This is a genomic window from Antrihabitans spumae, from assembly GCF_043944905.1.
Classification (GTDB): domain Bacteria; phylum Actinomycetota; class Actinomycetes; order Mycobacteriales; family Mycobacteriaceae; genus Antrihabitans; species Antrihabitans spumae.
The window spans coordinates 40,504-55,846 of record NZ_JBIMSN010000012.1 but is presented as its reverse complement, the minus strand read 5'-3'; the positions used below and the strand labels follow the sequence as shown (position 1 = coordinate 55,846).

12 protein-coding genes and 3 pseudogenes are annotated in these 15,343 nt (G+C 64.8%); 6 read left to right on the top strand and 9 right to left on the bottom strand.

Translation table 11 applies throughout. The annotated features are described in order from the left end of the window. The first annotated feature begins 18 nt into the window (after window positions 1-18). Window positions 19-2,295 carry a heavy metal translocating P-type ATPase gene (locus ACHIRB_RS03050; protein ID WP_395127604.1) on the top strand — a complete coding sequence of 759 codons (2,277 nt, stop codon included), beginning with the start codon at window positions 19-21 and terminating at the stop codon, window positions 2,293-2,295. Window positions 2,296-2,359: 64 nt separating this feature from the next. Continuing rightward, window positions 2,360-2,720, top strand: a pseudogene (locus ACHIRB_RS03045) (HAD-IC family P-type ATPase); the annotation flags it as partial. A gap of 66 nt (window positions 2,721-2,786) precedes the next feature. Here the strand turns inward: ACHIRB_RS03045 and ACHIRB_RS03040 are convergent. Both ACHIRB_RS03040 and ACHIRB_RS03035 read right to left on the bottom strand, forming a co-directional pair. Next, window positions 2,787-2,897 (bottom strand): annotated as a pseudogene (locus tag ACHIRB_RS03040) (DUF305 domain-containing protein); the annotation flags it as partial. A 40-nt stretch (window positions 2,898-2,937) separates the two neighbouring features. After that, complete coding sequence (locus ACHIRB_RS03035; RefSeq protein WP_395125525.1) at window positions 2,938-3,078, bottom strand: hypothetical protein; 141 nt, start codon at window positions 3,076-3,078, stop codon at window positions 2,938-2,940. On the opposite strand from ACHIRB_RS03035, the gene ACHIRB_RS03030 reads away from it, so the two are divergent. Together ACHIRB_RS03030 and ACHIRB_RS03025 are read left to right on the top strand one after the other, a co-directional pair. Beyond that, window positions 3,017-3,424 (top strand): DUF6153 family protein, encoded by a 408-nt coding sequence (locus ACHIRB_RS03030; protein ID WP_395127611.1) that lies wholly within the window; start codon window positions 3,017-3,019, stop codon window positions 3,422-3,424. The genes ACHIRB_RS03035 and ACHIRB_RS03030 overlap by 62 nt on opposite strands. A 355-nt stretch (window positions 3,425-3,779) precedes the next feature. Then, the gene (locus tag ACHIRB_RS03025; protein WP_395125472.1) at window positions 3,780-4,451 is read left to right on the top strand and encodes a GNAT family N-acetyltransferase; all 672 of its coding nucleotides are present in this window, start codon (window positions 3,780-3,782) and stop codon (window positions 4,449-4,451) included. 586 nt (window positions 4,452-5,037) lie between these two features. Here ACHIRB_RS03025 and ACHIRB_RS03020 read toward each other — a convergent pair. The 6 genes and pseudogenes from ACHIRB_RS03020 to ACHIRB_RS02995 all read right to left on the bottom strand — a co-directional run bounded on the left by ACHIRB_RS03020 (window position 5,038) and on the right by ACHIRB_RS02995 (window position 12,344). Further along, window positions 5,038-5,307: a heavy-metal-associated domain-containing protein gene (locus tag ACHIRB_RS03020; RefSeq protein ID WP_395125474.1), complete on the bottom strand. Its 270-nt coding sequence runs from the start codon at window positions 5,305-5,307 to the stop codon at window positions 5,038-5,040. A gap of 273 nt (window positions 5,308-5,580) precedes the next feature. Further along, window positions 5,581-6,630, bottom strand: coding sequence for a DMT family transporter (locus ACHIRB_RS03015; protein WP_395125475.1), 1,050 nt, complete (start codon window positions 6,628-6,630; stop codon window positions 5,581-5,583). Window positions 6,631-6,699: 69 nt separating this feature from the next. Further along, window positions 6,700-9,130: pseudogene (locus ACHIRB_RS03010) on the bottom strand (heavy metal translocating P-type ATPase). A gap of 756 nt (window positions 9,131-9,886) precedes the next feature. After that, on the bottom strand, window positions 9,887-11,113 hold the full coding sequence (locus tag ACHIRB_RS03005) for a L,D-transpeptidase (RefSeq protein WP_395127603.1): 1,227 nt from the start codon (window positions 11,111-11,113) through the stop codon (window positions 9,887-9,889). Window positions 11,114-11,202: 89 nt separating this feature from the next. Continuing rightward, entirely contained in the window at window positions 11,203-11,835 is a 633-nt protein-coding gene (locus tag ACHIRB_RS03000) for a DUF305 domain-containing protein (RefSeq protein WP_395125478.1), read from the bottom strand. 89 nt (window positions 11,836-11,924) lie between these two features. After that, entirely contained in the window at window positions 11,925-12,344 is a 420-nt protein-coding gene (locus ACHIRB_RS02995) for a DUF6153 family protein (protein ID WP_395125479.1), read from the bottom strand. A gap of 420 nt (window positions 12,345-12,764) precedes the next feature. On the opposite strand from ACHIRB_RS02995, the gene ACHIRB_RS02990 reads away from it, so the two are divergent. After that, window positions 12,765-13,766: a M23 family metallopeptidase gene (locus tag ACHIRB_RS02990; RefSeq protein ID WP_395125480.1), complete on the top strand. Its 1,002-nt coding sequence runs from the start codon at window positions 12,765-12,767 to the stop codon at window positions 13,764-13,766. 37 nt (window positions 13,767-13,803) lie between these two features. On the opposite strand, the gene ACHIRB_RS02985 is transcribed toward ACHIRB_RS02990, so the two are convergent. Then, complete coding sequence (locus tag ACHIRB_RS02985) at window positions 13,804-14,388, bottom strand: TetR/AcrR family transcriptional regulator (protein ID WP_395125481.1); 585 nt, start codon at window positions 14,386-14,388, stop codon at window positions 13,804-13,806. Window positions 14,389-14,772: 384 nt separating this feature from the next. Here ACHIRB_RS02985 and ACHIRB_RS02980 point away from each other — a divergent pair, with 384 nt between their 5' ends. After that, window positions 14,773-15,315 carry a DUF2269 domain-containing protein gene (locus ACHIRB_RS02980; RefSeq protein ID WP_395125482.1) on the top strand — a complete coding sequence of 181 codons (543 nt, stop codon included), beginning with the start codon at window positions 14,773-14,775 and terminating at the stop codon, window positions 15,313-15,315. Window positions 15,316-15,343: the final 28 nt, after the last annotated feature.

The window sequence follows — 15,343 nt, the reverse complement described above, 5'->3', positions numbered from 1 at the left end:
ACCGTGAAAGGACCAGCCATGAATTCCGCCACCGCGTTACCCGCACAGTCCGACGAGCAGGTCGAGTTGCTGATCGGCGGGATGACCTGCGCGTCGTGCGCCAATCGGATCGAGCGCAAGCTCAACAAACTCGACGGCGTGACCGCGACGGTGAACTATGCCACCGAAAAGGCCCGCGTCACCTACCGCGGCGGCGTCTCCCCCGACCAGCTGATCGCCACGGTCGAGCAGACCGGCTACACCGCGCACCTGCCCGCCCCGAAATCGACATCACCCGACTCCGTAGACGCATCCGAGGATTCGAGTGCACCGGATCCGACCACGTCGTTGCGTCAGCGGTTGCTCGTATCGCTGATGCTGAGTGTGCCCGTGATCGCGATGGCCATGGTCCCGGCGCTGCAGTTCACCAACTGGCAGTGGATGTCGTTGACCCTGGCCGCGCCGGTCGTCGCCTGGGGGGCATGGCCGTTCCACAAGGCAGCATGGACCAACCTGCGCCACGGCACCGCCACCATGGACACGCTCGTGTCGATCGGCACCCTCGCCGCGCTGGGCTGGTCGCTGTACGCACTGTTGTGGGGCACCGCCGGGATCGCCGGCATGACCCATCCGTTCGAACTGACAATCTCGCGGACCGACGGCGCGGGAAACATTTATCTCGAGGCCGCCGCCGGGGTGACCACGTTCATCCTGGCCGGCCGCTATTTCGAAGCGCGCTCCAAACGGCGCGCGGGTGCGGCGTTGCGCGCCTTGCTCGAGCTCGGCGCCAAAGAGGTCTCGGTGCTACGTAACGGCGTCGAGGAGCGGATCAGTGTGGACCAGCTCGCGGTCGGCGACGAGTTTGTCGTCCGGCCGGGTGAGAAGATCGCCACCGACGGTGTCGTCACCGAGGGCTCCTCCGCTGTCGATGCGTCGATGCTGACCGGTGAGTCCGTACCGGTCGAGGTCGGTTCGGGCGATCAGGTGGTCGGCGCGACCGTCAACGTCGGCGGCCGACTCGTGGTGCGCGCCAACCGGATCGGGACCGACACTCAGCTCGCGCAGATGGCGAAACTCGTCGAAGACGCGCAAACCGGGAAGGCCCAGGCGCAGCGACTGGCGGACAGGATCTCCGGCATCTTCGTTCCCATCGTGATCGCACTCTCGGTGGCCACACTCGGGTTTTGGATCGGCACCGGCGGATCGATTGCCGCTGCGTTCACCGCAGCGGTCGCTGTGCTGATCATCGCCTGCCCTTGCGCACTCGGCCTGGCGACACCGACCGCACTGATGGTCGGCACCGGACGCGGCGCGCAGCTCGGGATTCTGATCAAGGGACCCGAAGTGCTCGAATCCACCCGTCGCGTCGACACCGTCGTACTCGACAAAACCGGCACCATCACCACCGGCAAGATGACACTGCTCGACGTCATCACCGCCGACGGGGAAGATCGAGACCAGGTGCTGCGGCTTGCGGGTGCGCTCGAAGACTCCTCCGAGCACCCCATCGCGCAAGCAATCGCTACGGGTGCGCGTGACCGGGTCGGTGTCCTGCCTGCTGTGGAAGATTTCGCCAACGTCGAGGGTCTCGGTGTCCACGGCGTCGTCGAGGGACACGCGGTGGTCGTCGGTCGAACACGACTGCTCGACGACTGGGCCCAGCACCTGCCCGCCGACCTCGACACCTCGCTGCGCGCCGCGGAATCCGAGGGCAAGACCGCCGTCGCGGTCGGGTGGGACGGCAAAGCCCGTGCCGTGCTGGTGGTTGCCGACGCGGTCAAAGCGACTTCCAGACAAGCGATTACGCAGCTGCGGGCGCTGGGTTTGACACCGATCATGCTCACCGGTGACAACGCGGCCGCCGCCGCGACGATCGCCGACCAGGTCGGTATCGATCATGTGATCGCCGAAGTCTTGCCTGCGGACAAGGTCGAAACCGTGAAACGGTTGCAGGCCGAGGGCAAGGTTGTGGCGATGGTCGGTGACGGGGTCAACGACGCCGCCGCACTCGCCCAAGCCGACCTCGGTTTGGCGATGGGCACCGGCACCGACGTCGCCATCGAGGCCAGTGACCTGACCCTGGTGCGCGGTGACCTGCGCGCTGCCGCCGACGCGATCCGGTTGGCACGCGCGACACTGCGCACGATCAAGGTCAACCTGTTCTGGGCCTTCGCCTACAACGTGGCAGCCATCCCTCTCGCCGCCGCGGGCCTGCTCAACCCGATGCTCGCTGGTGCAGCTATGGCGTTCTCGTCGGTGTTCGTGGTGAGCAACAGCCTGCGCCTGCGCCGATTCCGTTCCACTGCAACCGGATAATCAACCGACACCCGGAGGGAAGGACGACTACACCCTGCTGCCCTGCGACAGGAAGGCCGAACCGGTGGCGATGGTCGGTGACGGAGTCAACGATGCGCGCCGGCACTCGCCCCAGCCGACGTCGGCATCGCGATCGGCGCAGGGATCGACGTAGCGATCGCGTCGGCCGGAGTGATCCTGGCAAGCGACGTCCCGCGATCGGTCCTGTCGGTGATCGAACTCTCCCGAGCGTCGTACCGGAAGATGAAGCAAAACCTTTGGTGGGCAGCGGGATACAACCTCATCTCCGTTCCCCTCGCAGCCGGAGTGCTTGCACCGGTCGGGTCGCAGCCAACGCACAGTTGTTGCGTCGACTCGACCGCACGCCGGATATCATCACGGGCGCTGTGGGCGACGGCCGCCGGGACGCGGTATCGAGTAGCTGAACGTCGTAGGACAGGGCCGCACCCCCGAACAGAGGGTGCGGCCTTCTCCTCGACAAGTGGATCAGGTCAGCCGAGTAGCTGCCGCATCGTGTCGATCTCCTGCTGCTGAGTTTCGACGATCGTGCGAGCCATCTGCTTGGCATCGGTATTGGACCCGCCCGCGATCCCGGCGTTTGCCGAATCGACAGCGCTGATGGCACCTACAGCGGCGATCCGATCACTTGTCTTGGCGGGCAGCTCGCGGCCGCACCGCGACTTCCAGATCCGTGAAGTATCGTCGAAAGATGAGTCCGCTGATGAGGGCGACGATGATCAACGCGGCACGAATAAGTGTGGTCGTGACAGTGCTGGTTGGCATTCTCCTCATGCACTCGATTTCAGTCGAACACTCCGCGGGCGGGCACCCCCCGAATACCACTCATACCGCGAGCGACAATGCCGCGCTATTTTACCCAGCAGCGTCGGACAATCCATCTTCAGACGAAACCGATTGCGGCAGCCCGTGCCCAGTGCACTCGGGTATGCATAGTTCTCTCGTCGTGATGACGGTCACCGTTGCGCTTGCCGGTGCCCGAATGCTGCTCGGCCAGACCTCGTGGGCTCGCGGGCCCGACCGGATGCAGCGGCAGTCGATCATATGGAAGGGCCCGACCCGCCCGCAGACCACCTTGAGTCTCGAACAGCTATCGGTGTTGAGAGTGTGATGGGTAGGCCCGCCGCCAGCGTCAACAAGTCGAAACGTTGGCCGTTCGCACTGCACTAAGTCCTGCCGTTCTCCATCGGGTGGTACCGCCGACGCTGTTTCTCGGCGACGCCTCGGTGAGGAGCGGACACCGACATTTGCCGACCGCACCAGCCAGCATCTGGCCATTGCTACAGGTGTTGTTACTTCGACTTGTGCATCAACACCTTTTGTCACTGATGTGCACAACGTTGTTTACACCGTCGCCGGTCGGTACCAGCTAATCGGACCTGTCCCGGGTCCCAACGGAGACCTCGAAGGGTCGTGTTACGGACCGGGCGGACGACCTCGGAGGTCTCACCATGCGCAAGAAGTCGATGACAGAAACAGTTGCCAGGTTCTACGCCGGACGCGTCCGCGACCGGTTCACCGCCTGGCAGCCGAAACGCCGGCAACTCACGATCACAGGACCCAGTCCCACCGACAGCACGGTCACTCTACGGTGTCCCCGCATCTCGGATGCCCCAGCATGGCGCCAGCTACGGCTACAAAATCAGGCCGTCATTGAACCGTTCTGGACGTCGTCGAATACATGTTGGGAGCAGCGCCACACCGAGACAGTGTGGATCCGCGAATGTCTACACAGTCGAGCCGTCACAACGGCAGGCCACGCACTGCCCATGGTGATCGAAGTGGATGGACGGTTTGCCGGCCAGTGCAACTTCGAATGGATCGACATGCACAACGGGACCGCCGAGGTTGGGATCTGGGTGGATTCAGCGCATGGACGGTCAGGCATCGGGATCACCGCAGCCACATTGATACTCGAGCACGGCTTCGCCGAACTCGGATTGCATCGCATCTCGGCGCCGATCAGCATCACCAATGTCGCAGCCAAAAGACTGGTCACCCGCATCGGGTTGATATACGAAGGCACGATGAGCGGCTACCTCGACGTCGGTGGACGACGAACAGATCATGAATTGTGGGCGATCACCGCCGACCGATTCGCGCGTATTCGTGATGCCGAACAGCGCAACTGTCGATAGCCGGAACCCGCTCATAGTGAACACCCACACTGACGCTGTTGTGATCGAGAGGGATGTTCCCTCGACCATGTTCCTCGACCAACGTGGATTTGACCTGGGTGGTTCGACCAGATGAGCCCCCAGCTGAGTGACAGGTCGCCCGCCGGGAACCATAACCGGATCCTGGCTGGGCGGCGGCTATCGCTGCTGCAGCCCGTCCGTCGTGGCGACTCGGCTTCTTAAGCCGGAATGACGTTTGAATCACCGCCCAACTGCGCCAACTCGCCGCAGTCCGCGATAACGCGGACACCTCCGCACAGCGCCTACGCGCTGTGCTGACCGCAGCGTTACGCCCAGATCGCCCCAGACGCGAAGCCGTTGTATCCGGGCTGCCCAGCTGAGGTTCTGGATCATCTTCGGGTAGGTGGCGCGGACGAGCTCGATCACCATATCGGCCTGGGGTGTATGCAAGGCTCTCCCCTCGATGACTGGCTGAATCAGCCAGTTATTGAGCCGCAAAGTAGCAACGCCGGCACGCGCCAACGTGACCGTGAGGACCGGGCCGATCGCGATCACGACGATTAGAGTTCCCCCATCCCGCCGACGCCTAGCCGCAGCAGCAGCCGCCGGATTTGCCGACCAGCGGAAGCAAGCTACCGGCGGTCGCTTCGGGTTCGGTGGCGACGACCTCGTACCCTGCTTTCGAGATGGCTTCCGCAACAGCGGAATCCGCGTACGTGCCTGTAGTGATCACGGTTCCTGCCCGCAGATCCACATCCACAGCGGTAACACCGACGACGGAACCAACCGCGGCCTTCACCGTCGACACGCAGTGCCCGCAGGTCATTGCCTCGACTTTGTAGGTTGTGACATTCATCGACTTCTCACCCTTCTCATAACGACACGCCGAGCGCTTGTCGGTCCTCAGCTTATACCCATAGGGGGTATCGAGATAACCAGCTTGCCAGCACGAGAGGCCACGTTGACCCTTGGGGCAACGGCCGCATCCCGGTGTCCAACGACTCACCCGGAAACGGCCGTTAAGTCTCTGCCGGAATATTGCCGGGCTCGACCAGACTGATTCTGATCGGCCAAAGCTCTTGCGGGCCCCGTTCCGCAGTCGGGCTTCGGTCGCCGCCCATCGAGGGCCTCAGCGACTCGGCGGACCCATCCACGCCCACCACAACTTGAAAACATGTCGTTGCTGCTCACGCGCTCCGCCTTCCTTCATTTTGAGTGACCTCGTTGATGAGGCTGCCACGGCGGGTCGAGGGAGTCCGCCACATGCAGGTAACCCGGGACCGGCGCCGGGGACGCTGTGCTTCGTCAGCGCCACCCGCATGCTGACCAGCACCAGGACGACGCCCGTGACCGTCCAGACATCGGGGCGTTCACCCAAGACGACGAGACCGATCAGCAACCCGAAAACGGGGACGAGGAACATCCATGGGGTCAGCGCGGACAGCGGGCAACGCTGGGTCTCCACGAACCAGGCCAGCGTCGTCGCCGCGGTCGCGATCAGGCCGAGGAAGGCGAGGACGGCCACGAAGCGCAGCGTCCAGGCGATGTCCGGGACGCCTTCCACAGCGAAGGCGACTCCGGCCAGCGCTACCCCACCGAACAGGAAATGCGCCGCGCTCGCCACCACGACGTCGACGTCGCCCAGGTGGCGCACCATCAACGTTCCGGCGGTGACCGCGGCCGCGGACAGCAGTGACAGCAGCGCCCCGGATCCGCCGCCGCCGGGCACCGCGACCACCAGCAGCCCACCGAACCCCGCCACCAACGCGATCGTGGCCCGCGCCGACACCCGCTCCCCGTACAGCCACCAGGCGGGCAGCAGAATCAGCAGCGGCTGGGCGTTGGACAGCACCGCGGCGGTGCCGGTAGCCAACCCGGCGATGCCGGCGAACATGGCCGCAAACGCCAGGCTCACGTTGACCAGCCCGAGCACCCCGACCCGGCCCCAGGTGCGGGCCGACCGTGGCAGCGGCCGACGCTGAGCGGCGGCGACGGCGGCCAACGCGGCCCCGCCGAGCAAGGCCCGCAAGGCGGCAAACCACAGCGGCGGCGCGTCTCGTAGTCCCCACCGCACACCCAGGAAACAGGCACCCAGGGCGGCGGTAATCCACAGCATCCGTAGCGGTGCCGGATGGTGAGTCAAGGCGGCCGGACGGCCGCGCAGGGATGAGCCGGTCACCGGCGGACACACCGCGCCTCGCCGATGACGCCACGACATACACGCGGCGACGTCACCGGCCAGGCCATGTCAGCGTCGCTCGGCGGCGGCCACATCGGCCGGCTCGGCCGGCTGCTTGCCCAGCGGCCCCGGTGTCGCCGGAAGTGTGGGACTGGGTAGTCGGAGTCGCTTGAGGGTCAGCGCATTCACCGCTACGAGCAAGCTGGACCCGGCCATCGTGATGGCCGCGATCTCGGGGCGCAGCACCAGCCCGAACGCCGGTTCGAAGACACCGGCCGCGATCGGCAGCGCGATGGAGTTGTAACCGATCGCCCAGCCGAGATTCTGCTTCATCTTGCGGACCGTCCCCCGCCCGATCCGCAGCGCCACCGCGACATCGAGGGGATCGGAACGCATCAGCACCACATCCGCGGTTTCCACCGCGACGTCGGTGCCCGCCCCGATCGCGATCCCGAGGTCGGCCTGGGCCAGCGCCGGGGCGTCGTTGACCCCGTCACCGACCATCGCCACCCGACGCCCAGCGGCGATGAGCTCTTTGACCTTCGCCGCCTTGTCGCCGGGCAGCACGTCGGCGATCACCTCGGTGACGCCGATCTGCGCGGCGATCCGGCGCGCGGTGGCAGCGTTGTCCCCGGTGAGCATGACCACCTCGACACCAAGAGAACGCAACTCCGCAACCGCGGCGGCGGAGGTGGGTCGCACCGCATCGGCGATACCGATCACCGCGACGGCCCGGCCATCGACGGCGGCGAGCACCGAGGTCCGCCCCCCAGCGGCGAGCTCCTGCTGCCGGGCACCGAGCACGCCGAGGTCGATTTCCTCGGCGACCATCAGTCGGGTGTTGCCCACCACGACCCGGTGCCCGTCGACCGTCGCGACGGCACCTTGGCCAGCCACGTTGGTGAAGTTCCGAGCATCCAAGCGGCGCACGCCAGCGGCATCGGCGTGCTGCACGACCGCTGCGGCCAACGGATGTTCGGAATTGCGTTCGACCGCCGCGATCAGCGCCAGCGCGTCGGTCTCGGGCAACCCGTCGACGATCAGGTCGGTCACCTCCGGCGCACCCAAGGTCAAGGTGCCGGTCTTGTCCATCACCACGACGTCGATCTTTTTCGACGTTTCGATCGCGGTCGCGTTCTTGAACAACACCCCGCGACCCGCACCGAGACCGGTGCCCACCATGATCGCGGTCGGGGTGGCCAGGCCCAACGCGTCCGGGCAGGTCACCACCACCACCGTGATCGCGAACAGCAAAGCCTCGCTGACCGACCGACCGACCGACAGCCACACCACGAATGTGCCGACCCCGCCCAATAACGCGACCAGTACCAGCCAGAACGCGGCCCGGTCCGCCAGCCGCTGCCCCGGCGCCTTCGAGTTCTGCGCCTCCTGCACCAGCTTCACGACCTGCGCCAGGGCGGTGTCCGCGCCGACCCTGGTAGCCCGGACCCCGCAGGGTGCCGGTGGTGTTGATGGTGGCCCCAACCACGTCGTCGCCGGGGCCCTTGTGCACGGGCAGACTCTCCCCGGTCACGGTGGACTCGTCGACGTCGCTGTCCCCGTCTTCGACGACCCCGTCCACCGCGATCTTGGAACCGGGGCGGACCAGCAGCACGTCGCCGACGACAACCTGATCGGTGGGAATCTCCACCGGCTCACCATCGCGAAACACCATGGCCATCGGTGGCGCCAGCTTGAGCAGCGCCCGAACCGCCTCGTTGGCTCCCCCACGCGCGCGCATCTCGAAATAGTGTCCGAGCAGGACGAACGCGGTCAGGATCGTCGCCGCTTCATAGAAGACTTCACCGCCCCCGGTGACGGTGACCCCGACCGAGTACACCCAGCCGGCACCCACCGCCACCGCGACCAGCACCATCATGTCCAACGTCCGGGCCCGCAACGCGCGCACAGCCCCGGCGAAGAAGATCTGCGCCGAGTAGAAGATCACCGGCAGGCTCAAGATCAGCTGGAACACATCGTCGCGCAACCCGAACGGTGCCGCCACACCAAAGCCGAGCACATCGCGCCCGATCCGCGACCACAACGTGACCACCACGGCGAACACCACCGCCACCAGGAACCGGTTACGCATGTCACGGACCATGCCGGCCATCGACATCTCCCCATGTCCACCGTGACCCATCACCTCGGCCGGGCTCCCCATCCGATCCGTCACCGCACCGGGCGTGGCACCCACACCATGCCCCGGGTGCGCGCCATGCCCGCCGTGGTCACCGGAGGTGACACGCACTTGCGCGGCAGTGGCCGGTGCCGGTGGAGGACACAGATGGTCCGGGACGGATTCCCCCCGGCAGTGATATCCGCAGTCTCTGATCCAGCCGGCGAGGTCCTCGACCCGGGTGCGGGACGGGTCGTAGGTCACCGTTGCGGTCTGCGCCACCGGATTCGCCTGCACGCCAACCACTCCCGGCCGCCGCCCGAGAGTTGTTTCTACCGCATTCTTCTGGGTCGCCCAGTGCACACCGTCGAGCTCCAACACCACGCTGCGATCAGAGCCTGTAACCGAGGTAGCCACGCCTAACTCCTTCTACTGTCGACATGCCGATCCAGAGGTGTCCCGAGCCCGTTACCACCGGCCCCACGGGGGGCGTAAAGACTGCGGAGACACGTTCCCGGGCAAGCGCCCGCGGCCCTGAACTCTGCGCGCGCCACCGTGCCCGCGACAACGTCGTGCTGTGGCCGGGTGCGAGCTGGCGTAGCCAGGGGCTAGCGATGACGGTCATGCCGCTGTGCTGGCGATAGCTCGTCGTCCTCGGACTCATCGCGCCTGCCGCCGCCCATACCGCCCATACCGCGCATCATGAAGAACATCATCGCCATGCACGCACCCACCCACACAAATGAGAACCATCCGCCAGCATTCCCGGTGGAGAACAACAAACCGCCACCACGGCAAGGCCGACCATCAGATAAAGATGCGTCTTGTGGTTCATTACAATTCTCCTCAGCCTGTCGTCGATGGGAGCCACCGCCGTAGAAAGCAATTGTCCCCACGACAACTAGCGCGGCCATAGGGACTAAGGACCTAAGATCGCACGGCCTCTGCCACATCGGATCCGGCCACCACGGCCGCACCGCGCGGTGCAAGCGGCAATTCCATCTGACCAACCCTGGGGTACATCACGCTCGCGCAATGTTGCATGGGACGCCACCGGTCTGGAACCCGGTGGACAGACAACCAGTGCAGCGCTCGATGGTTGGTGATCGGTCACGCATCCCCGCTGTTTCAGCCCGCTCATTGCAGTGCGCTGCCGGCTTGCCACTGGTCCCAGGGCACGCTCCAGTCACCGTTCTGCCACTGTTGCAACGGAGCTCCACCGGTATTGCGCACTTCCACGACGTCACCGGGACGGGAGAACTCGTAGAACCATTGGGCGTTGGCGGGGCTGAGGTTCAGACACCCGTGCGAGACGTTGGTATTTCCCTGGGCCCAGATTGTGTCCGCAAGTTCGTGCAGATAGATCCCGTCGTTGCTGATGCGGGTGGCGTAGTTGATCGTTTCCTTGTATCCGAGACGGGAATTCACTGGCAGACCGTACGTCGAGGAATCCATGATGACCGGGTTCGCCTTGTCCAGGACGGTGTAGATGCCGGGCTGGGTCCAGAACGACAGGGTCTGCCCGTTGACGATCTCGGTTCCGCCCATGCCCATCGACGTCGGCATGGTGCGCACGACCTCACCATTGTTGGTCACGGTCACTTGTTTGGTGGTGTCGTCGGCGACGGAGATGTGCGCGTCTCCGATGGTGAACGAGGTCATCGCGTCTTCCTGCCCGAACAGACCCTCACCCAACTCGACGCCGTACACGTCCGCCCGCACCGTGACGGTAGTGCCGGGGGCGTAGTAGCTTTGCGGACGCCAATGCACGTTCTGGGCATCGGCCCAGTACCACGATCCCTCCACAGCCGGTGTTGTATCGACCCTCAGTTGCCTCTCGGCCGCGGCGCGGTCGGTGATCGGTTCGTCGAAATGAGTGACGACCACGATTCCGACACCGTAGGTCGCACCATCGACGAGGAGATTGCCGCCGCTGGTGACATGGGACGGTGTGGTCTGGTTGTCCGGCGTCACAGTCGAAAACGAGGTCATCGGCTGCGAACGAGTCCCGTCGGCGCCCACCGCAGAGACCGCGATCTCATACGTCCTGCCGTACCCCAACGGCACTGCCGGTTTCCATGCCGCGCGGTCGGGAGTGAAAATGCCCTCGACAATTTTCCCCGCGTCGTTGGTCATGGTCACCGATTCCAGAGTGCCGCCGTCTATTTCGACTGCGACAGGGTCGAGCGGGTTGACCGCCGCGGCGCCGTCATCCGGTCGGACGATGACGGCCGGGGCGGGACTGTCTGGAGATTCGGGGTTGCTCGTAGAGCTTGTCGAGTCCTCAGAGCAGGCGGCTCCGATGACGACGAGGACCGCGATTGCGAGGAGGGTGAGGATCCTGCGGGATCGGTCAGTGCACATGGTTCTCCCGGTCAACGCGAAATGAAACTTGGGCGAAGCGGCGTCGGCGGGGCGGGAACCGCAGTGCTGGTTCCCGCCCCTCGACGGGGTTATCTCTGCAGCAGGCCGTTCATCGTGGCGATTTCAGTTTCTTGAGCGGCAATGATGTTGCCGGCCAAGGCTTTCGCTTCGCCGTTCTTGCCGTCCGCGAGCTCGGTCCGCGCCATCTCGATGGCACCGTTGTGGTGGTCGATCATCATCGTCAACCACGCGGTGTCGAATTCTTCACCGGTCTTTGCCGCGAGATCGGCCATCTGCTCCGGGGGCATCATCCCGCTCATACCGCCGCCGTGGTTCATACCGCCCATGTCCGACGGGGCCGGTTTACCCCACGCCGCAAGCATGCGCGTCATCTGCTCCATCTCCGGGGCCTGGGCGCCTTCGATGGCATCGGCCAGCTCGATCACCTGGGGATTGCTGGTGCGACCGTCTACCAATTTGGCCATCTCTACGGCCTGCGCGTGGTGGGGATACATCATTTGCGTGAACGTCACATCGGCGTCGTTGAATTCGGCCGAGGCCTCCGCGGTGGCGGAGGGGGCCGCCGAGGTGCCCATTCCGGCGCTGCTCGACATCTGGCCCATATCGTGGTTGCCGGCGCTGTCATCACTACAGCCGGACAGGACAAGCGCTGCAGCTGCCACGGTGGCGGAAGCGGCGAATTTGATCGTGGTGGAACGCATCAGGGAACTCCTCTAACTATCGGTGTGCGAAAAGGGTGAGGCAGGCGCGGCGACGCGCCTGGTAGGTGACCCACTCGGTGGGTCACCTGTCACACCCGCAATACCGACAGTTGCGCGAGAGTCGGAGTTGTCCACGGCGGCGCACGCCCCGAATGAATGCGAAACCAGGACGCCATGCAGTGATGGTGGTGATCGGTGGTCGAGGTGGGCGACATCGACTTGACGACAATCAGCGCGGCCGCGATCGTCAGGACCGCCAAACACAGGTGTTGCATGCCGCTGTGACTCGAGCAGTCACCCGTGCATTGGCCCGACTGCAGCGACGGAACCCCTGCGGTGGGCGCGATGGCAGCGGAGGCGTCGTGGGAATGCGCATGGCCATCGGGGACGTGCGCCGCCGACGCGACGTGTGCACGGGCGGGGTGTGCGAGCGGGAGCGAATGCATGAACAGCACACCGAAGAGCACCGCCATAACAGCGGCGGCGCGCAGCAGGTGCCTCGCCTTCACCGCCGCACCGTGCGCTTCACACCTGCGATGCTACCGATATGCGGGCACCGAGAGGCAGACGATCGCCAACGAACACACCGCGATCGCAGCTGCATCGCCCACACGACTGATCGCCATCGCCAGGTGGTTCCCGATGTACGGACCGATCAAGGCCTGGCACGGCTTCGCATGATCGGTGTGTGGAAACGCCCTGTGTCCTTGAATGTCGACACGCAAACGACAGATCGATCGGGATTGAGCGGGGTGTCAGCTCGTTCTGAGTTACCTGCTGGGGTTGGTGTGTTTCAAGTTGTTATCGAGTTTCCTGGTGCAGATGTTGCAGAAGTGCAATGATGAGCGGCGTGTCGGCTTGACTTCGAGGCCACGCACTCACGGTGATCTACCGGGCGTCACGTCCATGTAGGTCGAGGAGGAATTTGAATGCGTCGCTCACCGACCCTAAATGGCTCCACCGGCCATCGACCGAGATCGGCCGTTCAGGCTGTCGTCGGCCTCGGGATGCTCGGCGGACTGGTGGCTTTTGCGCCGGCCGTGTCGGCCGCACCCGGCGACAGCCCGGCTCGCCAGGCCCACCTGCGCGGCGAAGTGGCCGACATCCTCATCGAATCTCTGCGCGCGATCGGTTCCAGCGGCGCACTCGAAGAACTGGCCGGACCAAGCGGTCGAATCACGTCGTGCCTGGTCGACATGACCGCATCGCCATCTACGTCGCCAACCGAAGGACCGGGCGCGTTGGCCACGATCACACCGTGCATCGGCGCAGTGAACGACGTCGACCCCACCGTGCTGACTGGCCTGCTCACCAGACTCCCTGTCGGCAAACTTGTGTCGACCCTCGCCGCCGCCGAGTCGCCGCACGATCCATCGCTGGGCCACGGGCCAGATACCGACACCACGACTCCCCCACTCACGGCCGATCCTCGCGCGAGCCGCGTCATCCCCCCCGACGAATCGACATCGGAACCAGCGCAACGGACCCGGCCAGACCGCACTCGCCCGAATCCCAGCCTTCCCGGGACAGCGAAATTCGTCGCACCAACCTCGGGCGAGATCACCTCACCCTTCGGTGACGGGCGCAACCACGAGGGCATCGATATCGCCAACTCCGTAGGCACTCCGATAGTGGCGGTTGCGGACGGGAAAGTTATCAGCGCAGGACCTGCGCAGGGATTCGGGCTCTGGGTGCGAATCCGCCACGACGATGGCACCGTGACTACCTACGGGCACAACAACAACAATGGTGTCGCGGTCGGCCAACGCGTTCGCGCAGGACAGCAAATTGCGACAGTCGGAAACCGCGGAATCTCCTCCGGTCCCCACCTCCACTTCGAAGTGGCCTCGCCGACCGGCGAGAAGGTCGATCCCATCGAATGGCTGGACGAGCGCGATGCCGGCATAACGGACGCCGATACCGATTCCTGAAGTGCTGCGATGTCGGTTCCCTCGGCCGATACTGCGGCTACTCCCGATGTATGGGCGGGCGCATTCCCGCCAGAGTGACGTCCACCAACCGACGGACTGCAGCCACCGATGCCAGGGTGCCGGCAGCGGTGAGCGAGTGCAGGCAGTATCCGGCGAGCTCATCAGCCGCCACATCGCTGCGGATATCGCCTCGGGTCGAGCCGTCCGCAATCAATGCTCGGATCATGTTGCGAAGCTGTTGCTGGGCACCGACGACGTGCGCACCCCGATGCAACAGTGTCGCCAGTTCGCCTCCGCCACCGTTGGACTCGTGAGAGATGAGGGCGAACGCTTCGAGTACTGCACGTAGCTGTTCGTCGGAGTCGCCACCGCGGTCGCGCACGGTGACGAGATGTCCGAGATGGGCGGCGATCTGACGTTCGTGCCAGGCAGACAAGATCGCGTCCGCGTCGGGGAAGTATTTGTACAACGTCGCCCGCCCGATTCCGGCTTCCTCGGCGATCTGCGACATCGTCACCGAGGCCAGACCCTGGTCCGCGACCAGCGCCGCAGTGGTGTCCAGGATCGCTTCCCGCACGTCACGACGATGCGCCTCGATCGTCTCGTTCCACAGTCGCGGCATTGCGCAACTATACAGTGCGACCCTGGTGTAACGATATGTATTGACATATACAGACTGTCTCGTAAAACTGAAATAGGTAACCATCGACAAAGCAACACCGGTTCTGGATCTCGTAGCCGCGTGGCACCCCGAAGGACGGCCTGCTGTGTCCGCTCTCCCGCCAAGCTCCACACCCGATCGCCAACCCGGCACACCACGCTGGGTGAAGGTCGTCTACGTACTCTGCGCCGTCGTCACAGTCCTCATAGTTGCTCTCCTTCTCTTCGGCGGCGGAGATCACGGTCCTGGTCGCCACACCTCTCTTGGTAACGATGCCGGGCGGACGGTGCAGCCGAGTGTGGTGGACGAGCACGGGGCGGACAACGGGATCCCTCAGTCGTGATCATGACACCGCGCTTGCGCAAATTCGCCCTTGCTTCGCACGTCGCAGTTTCGGTCGGATGGCTCGGTGCGGTCGTGGCGTTTCTGGGACTCGCAATCATCGGCTTGACCAGCCAGAGCCCGCAAACAGTGCGGGGTTCCTATCTCGTGATGGAGCCCGTCGCGTTGTTCGTCCTCGTCCCGCTCGCGTTCGCATCACTACTCACCGGAATCATCGAGTCACTTGGCACCGCATGGGGTCTGATCCGGCACTACTGGGTCCTGTTCAAACTCCTGATCAACCTCGTTGCCACGGCAATCTTGCTGATGTACACGCAGACGGTCAGCGTCATGGCAGGAATAGCCGCGGATACGACCACGGATCTCGACGCAGTCCGGAACCCATCCCCCCTGGTCCACACCCTGCTTGCCCTACTCATGTTGCTGGCGGCCAATGCACTCGCAGTCTTCAAACCGCGGGGAATGACCCGATACGGGCACCTGAAGCAGTCCGACACACGGCGCAAGGCGGAGCTCTCACCTTCCATGGGGAGATTGCAACGGTAAACCGGCACCGAAGGCTGAGAGCACCCTC

What these genes read in the sequence shown, in the direction of transcription:
- ACHIRB_RS03025 (WP_395125472.1), top strand. Translation starts at nt 3,780, where the DNA reads ATGACAGAAACAGTTGCCAGGTTCTACGCCGGACGCGTCCGCGACCGG.
- ACHIRB_RS03005 (WP_395127603.1), bottom strand. Translation starts at nt 11,113, where the DNA reads ATGTGCACTGACCGATCCCGCAGGATCCTCACCCTCCTCGCAATCGCG.
- ACHIRB_RS03035 (WP_395125525.1), bottom strand. Translation starts at nt 3,078, where the DNA reads ATGCCAACCAGCACTGTCACGACCACACTTATTCGTGCCGCGTTGATC.
- ACHIRB_RS02980 (WP_395125482.1), top strand. Translation starts at nt 14,773, where the DNA reads ATGACACCGCGCTTGCGCAAATTCGCCCTTGCTTCGCACGTCGCAGTT.
- ACHIRB_RS03000 (WP_395125478.1), bottom strand. Translation starts at nt 11,835, where the DNA reads ATGCGTTCCACCACGATCAAATTCGCCGCTTCCGCCACCGTGGCAGCT.
- ACHIRB_RS03020 (WP_395125474.1), bottom strand. Translation starts at nt 5,307, where the DNA reads ATGAATGTCACAACCTACAAAGTCGAGGCAATGACCTGCGGGCACTGC.
- ACHIRB_RS03050 (WP_395127604.1), top strand. Translation starts at nt 19, where the DNA reads ATGAATTCCGCCACCGCGTTACCCGCACAGTCCGACGAGCAGGTCGAG.
- ACHIRB_RS02990 (WP_395125480.1), top strand. Translation starts at nt 12,765, where the DNA reads ATGCGTCGCTCACCGACCCTAAATGGCTCCACCGGCCATCGACCGAGA.
- ACHIRB_RS03030 (WP_395127611.1), top strand. Translation starts at nt 3,017, where the DNA reads ATGAGGGCGACGATGATCAACGCGGCACGAATAAGTGTGGTCGTGACA.
- ACHIRB_RS02985 (WP_395125481.1), bottom strand. Translation starts at nt 14,388, where the DNA reads ATGCCGCGACTGTGGAACGAGACGATCGAGGCGCATCGTCGTGACGTG.